Origin of the sequence: Thiorhodococcus drewsii AZ1 (assembly GCF_000224065.1) — a bacterium.
GTDB lineage: Bacteria > Pseudomonadota > Gammaproteobacteria > Chromatiales > Chromatiaceae > Imhoffiella > Imhoffiella drewsii.
The window spans coordinates 22,725-42,145 of the sequence record NZ_AFWT01000028.1; the positions used below are offsets into that span (position 1 = coordinate 22,725).

At 61.6% G+C, this 19,421-nt stretch carries 15 protein-coding genes; 9 read left to right on the forward strand and 6 right to left on the reverse strand.

The features are described 5' to 3' along the window. The first annotated feature begins 395 nt into the window (after positions 1-395). From THIDRDRAFT_RS16835 to THIDRDRAFT_RS16840, 3 genes are all read left to right on the forward strand, one after another. Entirely contained in the window at positions 396-1,325 is a 930-nt protein-coding gene (locus tag THIDRDRAFT_RS16835; protein ID WP_007042092.1) for a hypothetical protein, read from the forward strand. Beyond that, complete coding sequence (locus THIDRDRAFT_RS25740; protein ID WP_139058783.1) at positions 1,312-1,509, forward strand: hypothetical protein; 198 nt, start codon at positions 1,312-1,314, stop codon at positions 1,507-1,509. The genes THIDRDRAFT_RS16835 and THIDRDRAFT_RS25740 overlap by 14 nt, the downstream gene beginning before the upstream one ends. A gap of 83 nt (positions 1,510-1,592) precedes the next feature. Continuing rightward, positions 1,593-1,916 carry a hypothetical protein gene (locus THIDRDRAFT_RS16840; protein ID WP_007042093.1) on the forward strand — a complete coding sequence of 108 codons (324 nt, stop codon included), beginning with the start codon at positions 1,593-1,595 and terminating at the stop codon, positions 1,914-1,916. Between the two features lie 146 nt (positions 1,917-2,062). Here THIDRDRAFT_RS16840 and hemH read toward each other — a convergent pair whose 3' ends face one another. Genes hemH through THIDRDRAFT_RS16860 form a run of 4 tightly spaced genes read right to left on the reverse strand, consistent with a single transcriptional unit; the run spans position 2,063 to position 5,883 of the window. Beyond that, a complete protein-coding gene (hemH, locus tag THIDRDRAFT_RS16845) occupies positions 2,063-3,163 on the reverse strand; it encodes a ferrochelatase (protein ID WP_007042094.1) in 1,101 nt (366 codons plus the stop codon). Then, positions 3,160-3,726 (reverse strand): hemerythrin domain-containing protein, encoded by a 567-nt coding sequence (locus THIDRDRAFT_RS16850; protein ID WP_007042095.1) that lies wholly within the window; start codon positions 3,724-3,726, stop codon positions 3,160-3,162. The genes hemH and THIDRDRAFT_RS16850 overlap by 4 nt, the downstream gene beginning before the upstream one ends. 46 nt (positions 3,727-3,772) lie before the next feature. Further along, positions 3,773-5,479, reverse strand: coding sequence for a potassium channel family protein (locus THIDRDRAFT_RS16855; RefSeq protein WP_007042096.1), 1,707 nt, complete (start codon positions 5,477-5,479; stop codon positions 3,773-3,775). Between the two features lie 20 nt (positions 5,480-5,499). Continuing rightward, the gene (locus tag THIDRDRAFT_RS16860; protein WP_007042097.1) at positions 5,500-5,883 is read right to left on the reverse strand and encodes a DUF6394 family protein; all 384 of its coding nucleotides are present in this window, start codon (positions 5,881-5,883) and stop codon (positions 5,500-5,502) included. 168 nt (positions 5,884-6,051) lie between these two features. Here THIDRDRAFT_RS16860 and THIDRDRAFT_RS16865 point away from each other — a divergent pair, with 168 nt between their 5' ends. Next, the gene (locus tag THIDRDRAFT_RS16865) at positions 6,052-8,736 is read left to right on the forward strand and encodes a DUF2339 domain-containing protein (protein ID WP_007042098.1); all 2,685 of its coding nucleotides are present in this window, start codon (positions 6,052-6,054) and stop codon (positions 8,734-8,736) included. Between the two features lie 40 nt (positions 8,737-8,776). Here THIDRDRAFT_RS16865 and THIDRDRAFT_RS16870 read toward each other — a convergent pair whose 3' ends face one another. Beyond that, positions 8,777-10,360 (reverse strand): alpha-isopropylmalate synthase regulatory domain-containing protein, encoded by a 1,584-nt coding sequence (locus tag THIDRDRAFT_RS16870; protein ID WP_007042099.1) that lies wholly within the window; start codon positions 10,358-10,360, stop codon positions 8,777-8,779. A gap of 111 nt (positions 10,361-10,471) precedes the next feature. Continuing rightward, a complete protein-coding gene (gene thrC, locus THIDRDRAFT_RS16875) occupies positions 10,472-11,863 on the reverse strand; it encodes a threonine synthase (RefSeq protein ID WP_007042100.1) in 1,392 nt (463 codons plus the stop codon). A 399-nt stretch (positions 11,864-12,262) separates the two neighbouring features. On the opposite strand from thrC, the gene THIDRDRAFT_RS16880 reads away from it, so the two are divergent. From THIDRDRAFT_RS16880 to acs, 5 genes are all read left to right on the forward strand, one after another. Beyond that, the gene (locus THIDRDRAFT_RS16880) at positions 12,263-12,520 is read left to right on the forward strand and encodes a DUF4212 domain-containing protein (protein ID WP_007042101.1); all 258 of its coding nucleotides are present in this window, start codon (positions 12,263-12,265) and stop codon (positions 12,518-12,520) included. Positions 12,521-12,534: 14 nt separating this feature from the next. After that, the gene (locus THIDRDRAFT_RS16885) at positions 12,535-14,340 is read left to right on the forward strand and encodes a sodium:solute symporter family protein (RefSeq protein WP_007042102.1); all 1,806 of its coding nucleotides are present in this window, start codon (positions 12,535-12,537) and stop codon (positions 14,338-14,340) included. 161 nt (positions 14,341-14,501) lie between these two features. Then, positions 14,502-16,370 carry a putative nucleotidyltransferase substrate binding domain-containing protein gene (locus THIDRDRAFT_RS16890; protein ID WP_007042103.1) on the forward strand — a complete coding sequence of 623 codons (1,869 nt, stop codon included), beginning with the start codon at positions 14,502-14,504 and terminating at the stop codon, positions 16,368-16,370. A 25-nt stretch (positions 16,371-16,395) separates the two neighbouring features. Continuing rightward, positions 16,396-17,073 carry an exonuclease domain-containing protein gene (locus THIDRDRAFT_RS16895; protein WP_007042104.1) on the forward strand — a complete coding sequence of 226 codons (678 nt, stop codon included), beginning with the start codon at positions 16,396-16,398 and terminating at the stop codon, positions 17,071-17,073. A 166-nt stretch (positions 17,074-17,239) separates the two neighbouring features. Next, complete coding sequence (acs, locus tag THIDRDRAFT_RS16900) at positions 17,240-19,186, forward strand: acetate--CoA ligase (RefSeq protein WP_007042105.1); 1,947 nt, start codon at positions 17,240-17,242, stop codon at positions 19,184-19,186. Positions 19,187-19,421 lie beyond the last annotated feature (235 nt).

Below are 19,421 nucleotides of genomic sequence, written 5' to 3' on the forward strand. Positions count from 1 at the left end.
CTGCAGCACGATTGGTGCGTTCCTCCCTGTGCGGTTGCGCCGAATAAGCGACTGCCGGCCCTGATACTGCCAGCGATGACGTTCAGATTGCCCACTCAGGGAGCAAGAGTATAAGATCGATCCGTTTGCGCTTGACGGACCAGGCGTGTCCGATCATCCATGCCGTTTCTGTCTAGCAGGCTGGGGAAAACAGAACAGCGGGTGAGCTGCCTAGCCAGCGACGCTGATCCGGCGCAGCGTTGGTGCGGGAAATCTGCGATCCGCGTCAACTGACTGCTCTGTGGAGCCGCAATGCTATACAGAATCTGCCTATCTCGATAATTAGTGATTCTGTCTAGCGCTAGAATTACAGAATCTTTCTAATCAACTGTTATGGCTACAAATAGACAATCGTTATGAAACCAGATGAATGGTGGCAAAACTTCGCTTTAGGCGTTGAAGTGGACATCTCTGGTACGTTTATTTACAACGGAATACAGCGACTAGACAAGCTTGAAAATTTAGGTGCGGCGACAGATATTTTCGAGGTTTTATACAATTTATCTGTAGGAATTGAGCGCCTACTTAAAGTGGCAATTATTTTAATCGAGTACAGCGATGAGCTTGATATTGAGGCGTTTGAAAGAAGTCTTATATCTCACAATGTAATGGATTTGGCAAATCGAGTTGACACGGTTAGAAGCTTGTCGCTATCTGGTGTTCATAAGGAATTCTTGTCGCTACTTTCAAAGTTTTATAAGACGCATCGATATGGCAGATTTTCCTTGGGTAGCGTTCCAGATATTAGAGCTGAAAAAGATGATTTTCTGAATTATTTAGAAAAGCATCTTAAAATTGAAACTCAAAATCACAATGAGTTTTTCCCTGTCTATAATACGGATCAGATTCGCAAGTTCGTTGGTAAAATCGTTTTCAAAATCGCAAAAAGCGTTTTCACTGTAATCGGAAGACAGGCTACGGAACTAAATATATATACGGATGAGTTAAGAGGAGATTCAAAGGCAATTCGAGTTTTCTACGGCGAGAAACTAGATTTTATCGAAGAGAGAATAAAGAAAAAGGAGTTGTTGTTATTTCTAATGCACCCGGATAGCACTGGAAGTCATATAGACCTTTTGCGATCATTCCAAGCTTTAGATTTGGATCCTGAAATGGCTCCCAACTACATAAGTGCATTAATAAATGATACTCACCTGTATGAAGTGGAGGAGGAGATAGATGAACTCTATACAGAGCTTGATGATATCAGTCGAAGAATCAGTTTTGTAGAGATAATGGATAATGAATATCTATCTTATGACGATGAAGAAGATGAAGAGCCATAACAAGGCGAATCCAGCCGACGCGCCAAAGGCGCGCGCGGCTGATTTGCATCGTTATGCGCAGCAGATGAAGAGCGATGAACTATCTTGGCAAACCAAAAATACTAATAGATTGACTATCACATTCGGCGAATTATCCAGCGGATGGCTGGCTCTATATAAAGAAAGATCAAAAAGCTATTACTAAAGACACACTCTGCTGGCCAGGGGTAGCTAAAGATCGAAAAAGGGGACAGATTTATTTTGCACGGTTCATAAAGATCACAAACCATGAAATACACTGGCACTTGGTACATTGATGAAATGGAACTCTGGGACGAGGATTATTTCAACATGGACGTCCGTGCCTATATCACAATCGGCAAGAGCAGGACGGGCGAATTTCAGTTCGGGCTTGTTTCCGGTGATATTGATGGCAAGATCATCAGGAGTGCTGAAACGGAGAGATTCGAATTCACTTGGAGCGGAAGCGACGAATCCGATGCTGCATCAGGCTCCGGCTGGATCAAATTGAAAGACGAGCAGACCATCGAAGGAATGATTAAATTCCACATGGGCGACAGCTCGGGATTTTTGGCTAAACGCGCGGAATAGCCTGTGCAGGGCGGAGTAGTAGGTGTATTCCACTGCAGGGTAGCCACTTCCATTCGGCGGAATACGCTGCGCTATTCCGCCCTACGGTTGATAGGGATGGCGTGGGTGATGACAGGCGTTTCCCGATGGGAAACGCCTGTTTTGGGTCAGGCTTTGGCGCCCATGTGGCGTGCCCGGTCGGCGCGTTCGGCGAGACCGGCGGCGTCGACGGCTGGGCCTTGGACCTCTGGCCAGCCGCTGCAATGGCGGTGGATGAGGTCGGCCAGCATCTGCATGTGGTCGGGGTTGTCGTTGAGGCAGGGGATGTAGCTGTAGGACTCGCCGCCGGCTTCGAGGAAGAGGTGGCGGTTTTCGATCGACATCTCTTCGAGCGTCTCCAGACAGTCGACCGAGAATCCGGGCGAGATCACCTGGATCGACTTGATGCCCTGTGCGCCCAAAGCCTCCAGTGTGGCGTCGGTGTAGGGCTGGAGCCATTCGCTTTTGCCGAGGCGCGACTGAAATGAGAGCAGCCAGCGATCCGACGGCAGGTCGAGTTCGGCGGCGATCAGACGCGCGGTCTTCTGGCACTGGCAGTGGTAGGGGTCGCCCTTCTCGAAATACTCCTTGGGGATGCCATGGAAGGAGAAGAGCAGCCGCTCGGCTTGGCCGTGTTCGGCCCAGTGGGCGCGGATGCTGGCGGCGACGGCGGTGATGTAGGCCGGCTCGTCGTGGTACTGGTTGATGAAGCGCAGCTCCGGCAGCCAGCGCCAGCGCCGCAGCTCATCGGTGACGGCGTCGAAGACCGAGCCGACCGTGGTGGCCGAATACTGCGGATAGAGCGGGAGCACCAGCACCCGCCGAGCATTGGCGGCCTTGAGTTCGGCCAACCCGGCGGCGACCGATGGATTGCCGTAGCGCATGGCGAGCGCAACCCGCACCGGACCGCCAAACCACTGGGAGAGCAGATCCTGCAACGCGGTCTTCTGACGCCGCGAGATCTCCAGCAACGGCGACCCTTCAGGGGTCCAGATCGATTGGTAGGCTTTGGCCGAGCGCGCTGGGCGGGTACGCAGGATCACCCCGTGCAGGAGCAGCATCCAGGGCAGGCGCGCCATTTCCACGACCCGAGGGTCGGAGAGGAATTCGGCCAGATAGCGACGGACGTCGGGAACGCTCGGGGTATCCGGCGTCCCCAGGTTGACGAGCAAAATACCGAGACATTCCGGGTTATCGTGTCGATAGTCGAGCGTATCCACAAAGGTCATTCGGAAATCTCGGGGCTATGGGCCTGTTCGTAGAGGCAACGGTAGAGCGCCCGGAAACGGACGGGGTCTGGAGTGCCGAACAGGGGGTCCTCGGCGACGGGGGCCTCGGCCTCGATCGCGGCCCAGTCGTCGTCATCGAGATACTGCTGGGCGATGGGGAAGGCCTCCGCGTCCTCCAGTTGGAGATGGGCGCGCATGGTGGCCACCAGTTCGCGGCCGTTGGCCTCGACGTCCTCGCGCAGCAGCACCTCTTCATTGATGATGCCTTCGAGCGACTTGCTGAAACGTTTGCTCACGGCGCTCAGACCTGCATGCTGACGCATCAGCACATCGAAAACGTCGTGCTGGCCGGCACCCTTTTCGAGCACGCGCCGGAAGATGATGTCCTCGGTCGGGTGGTGGACGATGTCGGCGTAGGTGCCGATGTATTCGACCATTTCCTGCATCAGCTCGAAGTCGGGCTCGACGCCCTCATGGAATCGGTCGAGCAGTCCCTGGAGTAGATCAAGCACGCGCGTGAGACGCGCGTGGTCCTGGGCGAGATTGGTCATGACCGCGTGCATGTGCCTCCTCCTTATGGTAGGCGAGCGACAATTGTCCAGTATGCCATTATCGAAGTCGTTGCCAAGCCGCAATCCAGCGCCAAATAGGCCCCTCGCGAGGCGACTCCCCGGTCACAACATAGCGTAACGCATGGATGTTCTGGAGCACCCAGTCCATGCGCCGATGTGCCTCCTCGCGACCGCAGAAGAGCAGATGGTCGCCAGGTTCGAGCCGCTCGTCGAGCTCGGGCAGCAAAAAGCGCTCCCCATCGCGGATCAGCAGCAGCGGGATGGCGCACAATCGCCGCTCTCGATTCCTGGGGTCGCGCAGCAGCGTATCGAGCGTCGCCACCAGATGGCGCATCTCGTCATCATGCAGGGCGAAGGCGCCCTCCTCGTCCACCATGACCTCCCAAACGTAGGGCATGCGTTCGTCGATCAGGGCGATGATGCGGCTCACCAGCTGACTGGCCCATTCCTCGTCCTGGAAGCGTGCCAGGGTCGAGAATTCGGCCAGCAGCGGTGTGACCAAACGGATGCGGATACGATTGGCGATGATGGTGCTGGGATTCATGATGGCATGCGCCCCGACACGATCGAACAGCTCCTGATTCTGGATATGGTTCTCGCGCGCGATCACGAACAAATCCGGGTTGAGATCGAGCGCGGTCATGATGATGGAGAGATTGTCGGCGTCGTGGTCGGTCCCGGCCACCAGCCCGACCGCGCGCCGGATCTCGGCCTGCTCCAGGGTGACCGCCTCAGTGCCGCGACCATGGATCACACCCTCGGGTGGAATTCCGGTCTTGTGCGGAGAGGCCTCGATGACCGACAGCTCGAACCCCTGCCCCTTGAGATGCTGGTACATGGCCTTGCCGAAGCGTCCGTAACCGCAGATGACCCAGAGCCCCTTGGTGGGCGGATAGCGCGGCTCCGTCAGCGCCTCGCCGCCGAATCCGGACAGCCAGTCGACCAAGAGGGTCTGACAGGGCGCCTGAATGGCGGTAGCGATATAGAGCGCGAAGGTATCGAAGGGGTCGTAGATATGATCGGTGCCGAAGGAGGCCATGTTGGCCTCGACCTCGTGCGAATCGGCGCGGCAGATGACCTTGACCTTGGGCTGCAACAGCTTGGCCGCGATGGCGATCTTGAGGTTGGCCTCGTTGACGTTGGTCAGGGCGACCACGCCCCGGCACAGCGGATGGCTCAGCCCGGCCGATTCGAGCGCCGCCGGACTGCGGGCGTCGGCACAGAGCGCCGGCACGAACTCGCGCTGATTGTCGAGCCGGAGCAGATTGATACGGTCCGGGTCGACGTCGATCACGACCGCCTGCAGATGGCGGTCGGTGAGCCCGCGCACCAAGGCGCTTCCGGTCTGACCATAACCACAGACTAGATAGAAGGGACGCGAGCCCGCGCGCACCCGCATGCGGAATCGGCGTTCGGCGATCGCCCGCTGCAAGGTGGTGTCCTGCAGCAGCGCGATCAGGTTGCCGATGGCATAGATCCAGACCGCCACGGTGGAGAAAACGGTCAGGGAGACCCACAACCGCTGGGCATCGGTGAATGCATTGGGCAACTCGCCGAAACCGATGGTCGTCGACATGTAGCTGACGAAATAGAAGGCATGGAAGAGGCTCATGCTGGTCGGACGACCGTCGGCGTCCTGGGCCGGTATGAGCGCCATGCCCGCCATGGCGACGGCATAGACGACGATGAGGATCAGCAGCGGCGCACGCATCCGCCGCAGGACGAGGAAAAAGATGGTATCCATGAGCGTGGCGCGGACGGCCCTCAGCGACGCACCATCACGGTCTCGATCACCAGCAAGACGACCGACACCACGTTGGCGATCATGGCGCCGCCAGACAGAGAGACGACGCTGGCCATGACCGAAGGCGTCAATCCAGCATCGGTCGCGTAGACCGAAAAGGTCCACAGCAGCGTGGCGGCCAACAGCTGCAGCATGGCGACCAGGCTGGTGGACAGCAGCACGGCCCCGATCTGACTGCGATCGCCGAACTTAAGGACCGTGGCGACCATGTTGACGACCACCACCGCAAACAGCTCCCAGGCGTGATGGTGATTCGGGTTGTCGAGCTCCCCGACGAAGAAGCCGAAATTGAGGGTCAGTGCGAGGACGATGAAAAAACCAAAGACGACCTTCTCTGGATTCATGGGCTGAATTTCCTGATTGACGACGGGGTTGCGCGGTTATTGTCGCGGGTCGCGCGCAAAAGGCAATGCCTGACACCGAAGCGAAACGCCCGGCCGATGCGGGCATGGACCCGAGGCCGACGAGAGCGGCTATGCTGTCGTGAGCCACTCTTTCGAAGGTGAACGACCATGCCGATCCGAGACGTCCTACTCACGCTGGTGCTCTCGCTCGCCGGGCTCGCCTTCGGCCTCTGGAACGACGAGCTGCTGCTGTACGGACTGATCGGATTCCTGCTCGGCCGCCAGCTGTCGCTGAGTCTCTCGGTCGACGACCTGCGCGAACAGATCGCCCGCCTGAAGAGCACGCCGGACCCGGCCGCTTCCGCGCGCACCCAGACCGAGTCAGATCGGGCCACAGGAAACCCCACGCAACCGGCAGCCGAACGGGCGCCAGAGCCGGACAGCGAACCGCTCTCGCTGGACCTCGATTGGCAGACGACGCCAGAGCCGACCGTGGCGGAACCAGAGACCGCGCGCCCGACGCCGCGCCCCGACCCCATCCTCGGGCTCATCCAGTTGGTCCGCGACTGGTTCCTCGGCGGCAACCTCTTCGTGCGCGTCGGCATCCTGCTGGTCTTCTTCGGCGTCGCCTTCCTCATCAAATATGCGGTCGATCAGCGGTGGCTGAGCTTCACGCTCGAATTGCGCCTGGCTGCGGTGGCGGCCGGCGGCGCGGCCCTGCTCGGGCTCGGCTGGCGGCTGCGCAAGAGTCGCCGCGACTACGCCCTGCTGCTGCAGGGTGCGGGCATCGGCATCCTCTATCTCGCGGTCCACGGCAGCCATCAGCTCGCCCATCTGCTCGACGCGGGACCGGCCTTCGCCGCGCTGACCGCGATCGGTCTGGGCGCAGCCGGACTCGCGGTGATCCAAAACGCACCCTCGCTGGCCTGGTTCGGCTTTGCTGGCGGCTTCCTCGCCCCGATCCTGGCCAACGCGGGCACTGACGACCATGTCGCGCTGTTCGCTTACTACGCACTGCTCAACGCCGCCATTCTGGGGGTCGCCTGGTTTCGCAGCTGGCGCGCGCTGAATCTGCTCGGATTCGCCTTTACCTTCGGGATCGCGGTCGCCTGGGGCGTGCTGCGCTACGCGCCCGATCGCTTCGCGAGCACCGAGCCCTTTCTGGTGCTCTACTTTCTGTTCTATGTCGCCATCACGGTGCTCCACGCACTGCGCCAGCCGCCACGGCTGCGCGGCTATGTCGATGCCACGCTGCTGTTCGGCACGCCGATCCTGAGCTTCGCCTGCCAGATCGCGCTGGTCCGCCATTTCGAATACGGCATCGCCTGGTCCGCCCTCGCCATGGGGCTGTTCTATCTGGCGCTCTCCGCCGGTATGCGCCGGATGCGGAGCGAGGGACTCGACCTGCTCGCCCAGGCATTCCTGGCGCTCGGCATCATCTTTCTCTCGATCACCATCCCCTTCGCACTGGCCGCCGAGACCACGGCCGGTGCCTGGGCGCTGGAAGGCGCGGGTCTGGTCTGGATCGGTGCGCGCCAGGGACGCCCTCTGGCACGCGCCTTTGGGCTGCTGCTTCAAGCCGGCGCTGCGCTCGCATTCATCGCCGGTCTGCCCTACACGACACCATATCCATTCGCCAATGCCGCCTATCTCGCCTCGGCCATGATCGGCATTGCGGGTCTCGTCAGTGCCTACTGGCTCGACCGCTGCGACGCGAAGCGGGCGCGCTGGGAATGGGGCGGCGCGCCCTGGCTTCTGCTCTGGGGCCTGGCCTGGTGGTTCGGCGCTGGCGCGCTGGAGCTGGACCGCATCGGCCCACCGGACGCCTTCGCCGCGCATTGGCTCTGGTACGGAATCGGATCGCTCCTGACCGCCGAACTGCTGGTGAGCCTGCTGTCCTGGAGACGCCTGGATCACGCCTTGAGCGCAGCGGCGCTGATCGGGCTGGCGGCCCTTGCCGTCAGCCTGGACAGGCTGACACATCCGGCCGAGTCGGGCGGAATGCTCGCCTGGCCATTCTTTCTCGCAGCGGCTTATCTGACGCTCTGGCGCAGCGAGCAGCGCGAGCGCCATGCCCTCTTGCCCTGGGGTCACGCCGCGCTGGCGCTGCTGCTGGTGGCGCTGGCGCAATGGGAGACGAGCTGGCGTCTGCTCGAACAGTTCGGTGCGATCGAAGGCTGGAGGGTCGCGGCCATCGCGCTGGTCCCGCTGCTCGGGCTGCAGTTGGTATCAAAGGCACGCTTCTGGCCGATCGGCGCCTGGCGCTTGGTCTATCGGGTCCTGATCGGTGGTGTGCTGGCGGTGGGGCTGTTGCTCTGGTCGCTCTGGTCGGCCGAATCGCCTGGCGGAACCGGCTCGCTACCCTGGCTCCCCGTGCTCAATCCGGTCGATGCGCTCACGGGTGCCGCGATCCTGGTCCTGGCACGTTGGTGGATCGGACTGGCGGAACAGGGTGTCATGGCCTCGCACTGGCGCGACGACCGGCTTTTCTGGGGACTGCTGGGCGGCCTAGCCTTCCTGTGGATCAACCTCATACTGCTGCGCGCGTTGCACCACATCGGGGGCATCGACTACAGCGTGCACGCACTCTTCCGCTCCGATCTGGCGCAGACCTCGATCTCGGTGCTGTGGGGACTGACTGGAGTCGGTCTGCTGCTGGTGGCTCGGTGGCGGGGATCGCGTCCGCTGTGGATGACGGCCGCGCTCCTGTTCGCGGCCGTGGTCCTCAAGCTGTTCGCGATCGATCTCGCCGCCAGCGGCACCATTGAGCGCATCGTGTCCTTCCTCGCCGTCGGCGGTCTCCTGGTCGGCATCGGCTGGCTTTCGCCGCTTCCACCGAGACGCCACGACTGAGACGGGGTGGATCGCCCGAACCAGGCGACTCGAACGCCCGTCAGCAGAGTGGCTCGGCGATGTCGGACGTCGGCGTCGCCTCCTTCTCCTTGGCCAGTGCCCGGTGCACCAGGATGTTGAGCATCCTGACGGTCGCGCCAATGGCGGCAAAGACCTGATTGGCGTGAACGCCCCGGGTGCGCAGGTCGCCCCGGTCGGTCTGCCAGGTGATGCTGCACTCGGTCAGCGCGTCGGTACGACCGCCCTTGGGGATACGCACCTCGAAGTCGGACAGCGCGGGCAGATTCAGCCCCTGTTTCTTGAGGATCTTGCCCAGTGCGCTGGTGAAGGCGTCATAGCCCCCGTTGCCGGTTCCAGACGCCGTGTAGATCTGATCTTCGAGACGCATCTTGATGGTGGCCATCGAGCCCAGATCCAGGCTGGACGAAATGCTGCAGGCCAGCAGCTCGACGTGGTCGTAGTCCTTGCTCTCCAGCACCTCGGCGATAATGAAGGGCAGGTCCTCGGTGGTGATGGTCTTCTTGGAGTCGCCCAACTCGACGACACGCTGGAGGACCTTGCGCTGGTTCTCCTCCGAAAGATGGATATCCAGCCGCTCCAGATTCTTGGCCAACGACGCCTTGCCGGCGAGCTTGCCGAGCGCATATTTGCGTCGGCGGGCGAAGCGCTCGGGCGACAGTCGGCTGTGATAGAGACTGCCCTTCTTGTCGCCGTCGGCATGGATGCCAGCGGTCTGGGTAAAGACGTCGGCGCCGACGATGGGGGCGTTGTCGGCGATACGCTTACCCGAGAAATACTCGACCAGCTCGCTGACCCGCGCCAGATGGCTCTCGTCGATGCCGACCTCGAACCCGAGCTGATCGCGGAGGTTGACCGCGACCTCGGCCAGCGAGGCATTGCCGGCGCGCTCGCCCAGACAGTTGACGGTGCAGTGCAGGGCGGCGGCTCCGGCCTGAGCGGCGGCGAGCACGTTGGCCGTGGCCAGCCCGTAATCGTTGTGCGGATGGAAATCGAACTGGAGTCCCGGGAAACGCTGGACCATGTCCGATACGGAGGCGAATACCCGTTCCGGCGTCATGACGCCGAGCGTGTCGGGCAGCATGAAATGCCCGACACCGAGATCGGCCAGACGCTCGACCAGACCGAAAACATACCCCGGGCTGTCGCGATAGCCGTTCGACCAGTCCTCCAGATAGAGGTTGACCGCCAGACCGCGATCGAAGGCGATGGCGATGGTGTCGCGCACGTCGGCCACGTGCTGGTCGAGCGTCTTGCAGAGCTGACCGTGACAGTGCTTTTCGCTGCCCTTGGCGAGCAGATTGATGACCCGCCCGCCGGCGCCATGAATCCAGTCGACGCTCTGTCCGCCATCGACGAATCCCAGCACCTCGACACGCTCGGCAAGCCCCTTGTCCTCGGCCCAGGCGACGATCTGGGACACGGCAGCGGCCTCGCCACTGGAGACGCGCGCCGAGGCCACCTCGATGCGGTCGACCCGAACCTGCTCCAGCAACGCCTTGGCGAGATTGACCTTCTCGGCGGGCGAGAACGACACCCCCTGGGTCTGCTCGCCGTCGCGCAGCGTCGTATCCAGAATGCGAACGTAACGGCTGGCGTCGGTCATGAGGTCGATCTCGCGCAAGGAAGGGGAATGACGGGCACGCGATCCGCGCGCCCCGCAGGATGAAACGAACGCCCCCGAGCAATGGAGACGCGGTGATGACTCACAGACATCTCAAACGCCTTCCCCCAACGCGTCACGCAGATGGCCCTTGACCGCCTCCTGCGTGGCGTCCAGTTCGGTGCAGCGCGTTTCCTTGTCCATGAGCCCCTGCAGTGACGGCGGCTGGGCCGCCTCCAGACCGATCGCCTCACGCACTGCCTCGGCGAACTTGGCCGGATGGGCCGTGGCGAGACAGACGACATCGCGCATACCGCGCGCCGCGTGTACGCCGACCGCCGTATGGGGACAGAGGATGTAGCCGCTGCCGGAATAGGTGGAACGGATCTGTTCGAGCGTCTCCTCGTCGCTGGCCGAGGCGGCATCGAAGTCGGCCTGGACCTGGTCGTGACGGGCCGCATCGACCTCAAGACGACCGGTCTCGCGCATGGACTCGAACGCCGCCCGCACCTGGGCGCTGTCGCCGTCGAGCAGGAAATAGAGATAGCGCTCGAAATTGGAGGCGATCTGGATGTCCATGGCCGGACTCAGAGTCTGATAGACCGCGTCGCCAACCGCATAGACGCCGGTATGCACGAACCGGGTGAGGATATCGTTGCGGTTGGTGGCGACCACCAGACGCTCGATCGGTAGCCCCATACGCTTGGCCAGATAGCCGGCGAAGACGTCGCCGAAATTGCCGGTCGGCACGGAGAAGCTCAGGCGCCGCTCCGGATCGCCGCCGCTGACACGCGCCCAGGCGTAGAAGTAGTAGACGCTCTGCGCCAGGATGCGCGCCCAGTTGATCGAATTGACCGCACCCAGGTGGTAGGCCGACTTGAAGGGTAGATCGTTGAACAGCGATTTGACGATGCTCTGGGCGTCGTCGAAGGTTCCGCGCACGGCGATGTTGTGCACGTTCGCATCCAGAACGCTGGTCATCTGGCGTTCCTGGATCGGCGAGACCCGCCCCTTCGGATGCAGGATGAAAATCTGGATGCGTTCCTTGCCGCGCACGCCGTAGATGGCGGCGGAGCCGGTGTCGCCGGAGGTGGCGCCAACGATGTTGAGCTGGCCGCCGCTGCGCGCAAGCAGATACTCGAAGAGGTTGCCCAGGAACTGTAGCGCCACGTCCTTGAAGGCCGCAGTCGGGCCGTGGAAGAGTTCCAGGATGCGGTTCCCGCCCGCCTCGACCAGGGGCGTCACCTCGGGATGCGAGAAGGTCGCATAGGAGCGATCGATCAGGGAGCGCAGATCCTCGCGCGGGATTTCGTCGCCAATGAAGGGTGTCATGACCTCCAGCGCGAGTTCCTGGAAGTTGAGGCCGGCCCAACGGCGAAGCTGGTCGGGTGTGACCTGGGGGATCTCGGCGGGAACCAGCAAACCGCCATCGGTTGCCAACCCCATCATGACGGCGTCGGCGAAACCGATGGGATCGATCCCACCACGGGTGCTCTGATAGTACATGGTGCTCTCTAAGGACTCTTTGGCTCGGGCGCCGAGGCGCGGCGAGCGAGGCTCGGCAGGGGCTCAAACCCTGCAGGTTAAGAAACCCGCGCCCGCTTGACAACAGATCCCTTCCATCAAGATTCGGAAGAAACCCGCGTCGGCGATGCGGAATCCGCGATCTCAAACCTCCCAAACAGACATTCATTTGGTCGAACGCGTTGACAGAACCGAGAAACCGACCAGACAATGCGACGAGATCCGATCATTTGGCAGAGATGGACGGCTCTATATAAAAACGAATGGGGGGGCACATCTGCTGCATGTCGATTCAATGACCACCTGCGTCCGTGGGTTCGGTCTACGCCCCGTCACCCCGCCCTTTCCTGAGACAAGAAACATCTACGGAGTGACATCATCATGACAAGCGACAAAAGGACGGACTATTGGAAGGCGAATCTACGCCTTCTAGTCGTTCTACTGCTTATTTGGTTCAGTGTTTCATTCGGCTTTGGCATCCTGCTCGTGGAGCCATTGAATGCCATCCAGCTCGGTGGCTACCCGCTCGGTTTCTGGTTTGCGCAACAGGGATCCATCTATGTCTTCGTCGTTCTCATCTTCGTCTATGCAGGTCTGATGAACCGGCTCGACAAGAAATTCGACGTCGGCGAAGACTGAGGGAGTGGTGAATCATGACTGAACTCGATCTCTGGACCTACAGCGTCGTCGGCGCGACCTTCGCGCTCTACATCGGCATCGCCATCTGGGCTCGCGCCGGAACCACCGGCGAATTCTACGTCGCCGGCGGCGGCATTCACCCGATCGCCAACGGCATGGCGACTGCGGCAGACTGGATGTCTGCGGCTTCCTTCATCTCGATGGCGGGTCTCATCGCCTTCAACGGCTACGGCGCGTCCGTATTTCTCATGGGTTGGACCGGCGGCTACGTGCTCCTGGCCCTGCTCCTGGCCCCGTACCTGCGTAAGTTCGGCAAGTTCACGGTGCCCGAGTTCATCGGCGACCGTTACTACTCGCAGTCGGCGCGCATCGTCGCGGTCATCTGTCTGATCCTGGCCTCGATCACCTACGTTATCGGCCAGATGAAGGGTATCGGCGTCGCCTTCTCGCGCTTCCTTGAGGTTCCCTATGACATGGGCCTCTACATCGGTATGGCCATCGTCGCCGTCTACGCGGTGCTCGGCGGCATGAAGGGTATCACCTACACCCAGATCGCCCAGTACGTGGTGCTCATCTTCGCCTACACGGTCCCGGCCGTCTTTATCTCGCTGAACTTGACCGGCAACCCGATCCCGCAGATCGGTCTTGGCGGCGACTACATGGCAGACGGCGGCGCCAGCGGTCTCACACTGCTCGGCAAGCTCGATCAGGTCGTCACCGAACTCGGGTTCAAAGAATATACGACCCAGGTGATGGGCAGTACGCTGAACATGTTCGCCTATACCCTGTCGCTCATGATCGGTACCGCCGGTCTTCCGCACGTCATCATCCGCTTCTTCACCGTACCCAAGGTCCGCGACGCGCGCTACTCGGCCGGCTGGGCGCTGGTCTTCATCGCCCTCCTCTACACCACCGCGCCTGCGGTCGGCGCCATGGCCCGTCTGAACCTGATGGACACCATCCAGACCGGACCGATCGGCGCCGAGACCGGAAACCTTGCCTACGACGAGCGCCCGGACTGGTTCAAGAAGTGGGAAGAGACCGGCCTGCTGCAGTACGAGGACAAGAACGGCGACGGCCGCATCCAGTACTACAACGACAAGGACCCAGAGTTCGCCGCAAAGGCCGAGTCGTTCGGCTGGAAGGGCAACGAGATGGTCAAGGTCGACCGCGACATCATGGTGCTCGCCAACCCGGAGATCGCCAACCTGCCGGCCTGGGTGATCGCGCTCGTGGTCGCGGGTGGTCTGGCCGCCGCGCTGTCCACGGCCGCCGGTTTGCTGCTCGCCATCTCATCGGCCATCTCGCATGACCTGCTCAAGGGCGTCTTCGCCAAAGGCATCTCGGAGAAGACCGAGCTGATGGCGGGACGGATCTCGATGATCGTGGCCATCCTGGTCGCCGGTTATCTGGGCCTCCATCCGCCAGGTTTCGCGGCGGGAACCGTGGCCATCGCCTTCGGTCTGGCGGCCTCCTCGATCTTCCCGGTCCTGATGATGGGCATCTTCGCCAAGCGGATGAACCGAGCCGGGGCGATCGCGGGTATGGTGTCCGGCATCACGGTCACGCTGCTCTACGTGTTCCAGCACAAGGGCATCTTCTTCATCCCGGGCACCGAGTTCCTGATGCCCGAGCTGGGGATGGGACCGGACTGGTTCCTGGGTATCTCGCCGAATGCCTTCGGGGCCGTGGGCGCACTGGTCAACTTCGCCGTCGCCATCCTGGTCTCGACCGTGACCGCACCCCCGCCGGAGCATATCCAGCATCTGGTCGAGGACGTCCGCGTCCCACGTGGAGCCGGCACAGCGGTGGATCATTGATCCGCTCCGCCTGATCGACACGTTGGACAAGCCCCGCTTCGGCGGGGCTTTTTGCGGCCACCTGAAGCACGCCGTACCCAGACGACGCCAAACTCCGATGAAATCGCCATGATTCGTCTGCAGTTTCAGGTTTCTTGACAGCAACGACAGGGTCTATCGCGATGGATATCGAACTGATCGAGATCCAGGAATTCCTGGCCAGCCACCCTCCCTTCGATCAGCTACCCGAGGAGACGCTCGCGCGCCTCCCGAAACGGCTCTCGATCCGCTATTTCCGGCGCGGAAGCGACTTCCCACCCGAGGACGAAACTCCGGCGTGTCTCTACATCCTGCGCAAGGGCGCGATCGAGCTGCACGACCTGCAGGGAGAGCTGATTGGCAAGCTGGCGGAGGGCGACCTCTGCGACATCCACTGCCACGCGAATCGCGATGAGGTCGACTATCAGGCCAGCCCCGTCGAGGACACGCTCGTCTATGCACTGCCCTGCGACGAACTGACCCAGCTGAGGCGCGAGCACACCGCCTTCGCCGAGCATTTCGAGCAGTCCATCTCGAACCGTCTGCGCAAGGCGCTGGACGTGATGATCGAGACCCCTCCGGCAGGCACCGGACTCATGACGGTCAAGGTGCGCGACATGATCAATCGCGCGCCCATTACCACGCATCCGGACACCAGCATCCGCGAAGCGGCCACGATCATGTCCGAACACCATGTCTCCTCGCTCCTGGTCATGGAAGACGAACGGCTGGCGGGCATGATCACGGACCGGGATCTGCGCAACCGCTGCGTCGCCGCCGGACTGCCAACGGATCGTCCGGTGCGCGACATCATGACTTCAGAGCTGACCAGCGTGGACATGGAGACGCTGGGCTTCCAGGCGCTCATCACCATGACACGGCTCAACGTCCACCACCTACCGGTTCTGGACGACGACAAGCGGGTTGCCGGACTTCTGTCCTCCACGGATCTGACTCGCTTCCAGAGCGCCAATTCGGTCTATCTGGTGGGCGATATACATCGCGCCGACTCGGTCGAGACACTGGTGCACATCAGCTCCAAGGTGCCCGAGCTACAGGTCCATCTGGTCACGGCCGGCGCCACCTCGAATCATGTGGGACAGGCCGTCAGCGCCATCACCGATGCCATCACGCTGCGACTGATCGAGCTGGCCGAGGCCGATCTGGGCGCGCCGCCCGTGCCCTACGCCTGGCTGGTCGGCGGGTCCCAGGCCCGACGCGAGCAGTCGTCCCATTCGGATCAGGACAACGCCCTGCTCCTCTCGGACCTGGCCAAACCCGAGCACGAGCCCTATTTCAGCGCCCTCGCCAAATTCGTCAACGACGGGCTCAACGACTGTGGCTTCATCTACTGTCCGGGCGATGTGATGGCCTCCAACCCCAAATGGCGCCAGCCGCTGCACATCTGGAACAAATATTTCGTCAACTGGATCCTCAAACCGGAACCCATGGCGCTCATGCTGTCGAGCGTCTTCTTCGACCTGCGTCCGGTCCACGATCCAGAGCACCTCTTCGGCGAGTTGCAGGAGCGCGTTCTGCAACGCTCGCGCACCAACCGCATCTTCATCGCCTACATGGCGGCCAACGCGCTCAAGAATCGTCCACCACTCGGATTCTTCCGCAATATCGTGCTGATCCACGGCGGCGATCACGACCACACCTTCGATATCAAGCATCGCGGCACCGTCCCCATCATCGATCTGGCTCGGGTCTATTCGCTCTCGGCGGGGCTGAGCGAGACCAATACCATCGAGCGTCTGCAAGCGGCCGCCGAATGCGGGGCATTGAGCAAGGACGGCGCCGCAAATCTGATCGACGCCTTCGAGTTCATCGGCACGCTGCGCATGCGCCACCAGGCGCGTCAGCTGCGCCAGGGGGGCAAGGCAAACAACTTCCTGGCACCGGACGAGCTGTCGCCCTTGGAGCGCGGACACCTGAAGGACGTTTTCCTCTATATCAACACCATGCAGGAGTCGCTCGGACAACGGCATCAAACCGGGCGCTTCGCCTAACGCCGCCCGTTACCGAGTCCCATTGATGCCACTATTCATCGACTGGCGAAGACGCTGGCGTCTGCGCACCGCCCCTCGGGGACCGCTGCGCGGCTATCTGGAGCACCCCTTCCCGCTCGCCAACCGGGATTACCGTGACGTCGAATATCTGGCGATCGACCTGGAGACGACCGGTCTCGACTGCAAACGCGACCTGATTCTCAGCGTCGGCTATGTGACCGTGCGCGGCATCCAGGTCGATCTCTCGACCGCATGCCACCGGGTGGTGCGGATCGATCGCGCCATCCCGGAGGCAAGCGCCGTAATACACCAGATCACCGACGATCAATCGGCACGGGGACAGGAACTCGCCGAGGTCATGGAAGAAATGCTCGAACATTTGGCTGGGAAGGTGATGATCGCCCACCACGCCCACATCGAGGAGAGTTTTCTGTCGAAGGCCTGCAAGGAATGCTGGGGAAAGGGTCTGCTGATGCCGGTAATCGACACCCAGGAATTGGCCTTCCGGACCTTCGAGCGGCGCCAGATTCCATTCAAACCATCCGACCTGCGCCTCCATGCGCTGGGGCACCGCTATAACCTGCCCCGTTACAGCGCCCATAATGCGCTGAGCGACGCGATCGCTGCAGCCGAGCTTTTCCTTGCCCAGGCCGCCTATCGCGATGATGGAAAAAATCTGAAACTCGCCGAATTTCTCTGTTAATAATAGGTAGAAACCCCTAAACGAGATGGTTCACGGCTAGATACTTTTGCGTTTGCCGGTTTACTATTCGCTATCACCCGCAGCCAGCGCACAATCACACCTGAACAATAGAATGGGTCTGCTGGCGCCGATCACATGACAACCCAGAGCTGAGGAGATGACACTTATGTCAGAAGAAAAGGTCTATGCAGTACCAGCGGAAATCGCCGCGAAGACCCACGTCAATGCCGAGCAGTATGCGGCGATGTACCAGCGTTCAGTCGATGATCCCGAGGGTTTCTGGGCGGAACAGGCGGAGCAGTTCGTCACCTGGAGCAAGAAATGGGACCGCGTGCTCGACTACAGCTTCAACCCGGATAATCTGTACGTCAAGTGGTTCGACGGCGGCAAGCTGAACGTCTCCTACAACTGCCTGGACCGCCACCTGGAGACCCGTGGCGATCAGGTGGCCATCATCTGGGAAGGCGACAACCCGAACGAGGACCGTAAGATCACCTACCGCGAGCTGCACGCGGAGGTCTGCAAGCTGGCAAACGTCTTCAAGGCACGCGGCGTCCAGAAGGGCGACCGCGTGTGCATCTATCTGCCGATGATCCCCGAGGCGACGGTCGCCATGCTGGCCTGCACCCGCATCGGCGCGGTGCACTCCATCGTCTTCGGCGGCTTCTCGCCCGATTCGTTGCGCGACCGCGTGCTCGACTCCGAGTGCAAGCTGGTCATCACCTCCGACGAGAGCGTGCGCGGAGGACGTCACATCCCGCTCAAGAAGAACGCCGACGTCGCGCTGCAGGAATGCCCCAACGTCGAGACTCTGGTCGTCGTGCGTCGCACAGGCGGCAGCGTCGAATGGACCGAGGGCCGCGACCTCTGGTACGACGAGGCCATGACCACCGCCTCCACCGACTGCCCGCCCGAGGACATGGATGCTGAGGATCCGCTCTTCGTCCTCTATACCTCCGGCTCGACCGGCAAACCGAAGGGTGTATTGCACACCACCGGCGGCTATCTGGTCTATGCGGCCATGACCCACAAATACACCTTCGACTACCAGGACGGCGAGGTCTATTGGTGCACCGCAGACGTCGGCTGGGTCACGGGACACACCTACATCGTCTATGGTCCGCTGGCCAATGGCGCAACCTCGCTGATGTTCGAGGGCATTCCGAACTATCCGGACATGTCGCGCTTCTGGGAGGTCGTCGACAAGCATAACGTCGCCATCTTCTATACCGCCCCGACCGCCATCCGCTCGCTGATGCGTGCCGGCGAGGAGCCGGTCAAGAAGACCTCGCGCAAATCGTTGCGCATCCTGGGTTCGGTCGGCGAGCCGATCAATCCCGAAGCCTGGGAGTGGTACTACCGCGTGGTCGGCGATGCGCGTTGCCCGATCGTCGATACCTGGTGGCAAACCGAAACAGGCGGCCATCTCATCACTCCGCTACCGGGCGCCACGCCGCTGAAGCCGGGCTCGGCAAGCCGTCCCTTCTTCGGCGTCGCTCCCGCGCTGGTCGACCCGGCCGAGGGCACCCCAATCCAGGGCGCAGGCGAGGGTGCGCTGGTGCTATCGCACCCCTGGCCGGCGATGATGCGCACCGTCTACGGCGACCATCAGCGCTTCATCGACACCTATTTCAAGCAGTACCCCGGGAACTACTTCACCGGTGACGGCGCCCGACGCGATGCTGACGGCTACTACTGGATCACCGGGCGTATCGACGACGTGCTCAACGTCTCCGGCCACCGCCTGGGCACGGCCGAGATCGAGTCCGCGTTGGTGTTGCATCCGCACGTTGCCGAGGCGGCTGTCGTCGGCTATCCGCACGACCTCAAGGGTCAGGGCATCTACGCCTACGTGACCCCGATGGCCGGCGTCGCCCCGAGCGACGAACTCAAGAAGGAGTTGGTCGCCATGGTACGCGGAGAGATCGGCCCGATCGCGACGGTCGATGTCATCCAGTGGGCACCTGGCCTGCCGAAGACGCGTTCCGGCAAAATCATGCGCCGCATCCTGCGCAAGATTGCAGCCAACGAAATCGATTCGCTGGGCGATACCTCGACCCTCGCCGATCCGACCGTGGTGAACGATCTGATCGATAACCGCGCAAATCGCTAAGGCGTAAGACGCATGCCCGCCGATCCACGTGATCGGCGGGCGCTCCCTGCGTTCCGGTGCCTGCAGCCCGCTCCACCCCACAGGCCGCGCTGTGCTACCTTCTTAATCCCCACGTCCTTCGTCGAGGCCGCGCCCCTCCCGCCAGCCGGCCCCAACCGTCGAAATACTAGGGATGCCCGAGATCCATAACGGATTTTCACTACCACAACGGCCAACCACCGACCTCTGAAGAGGC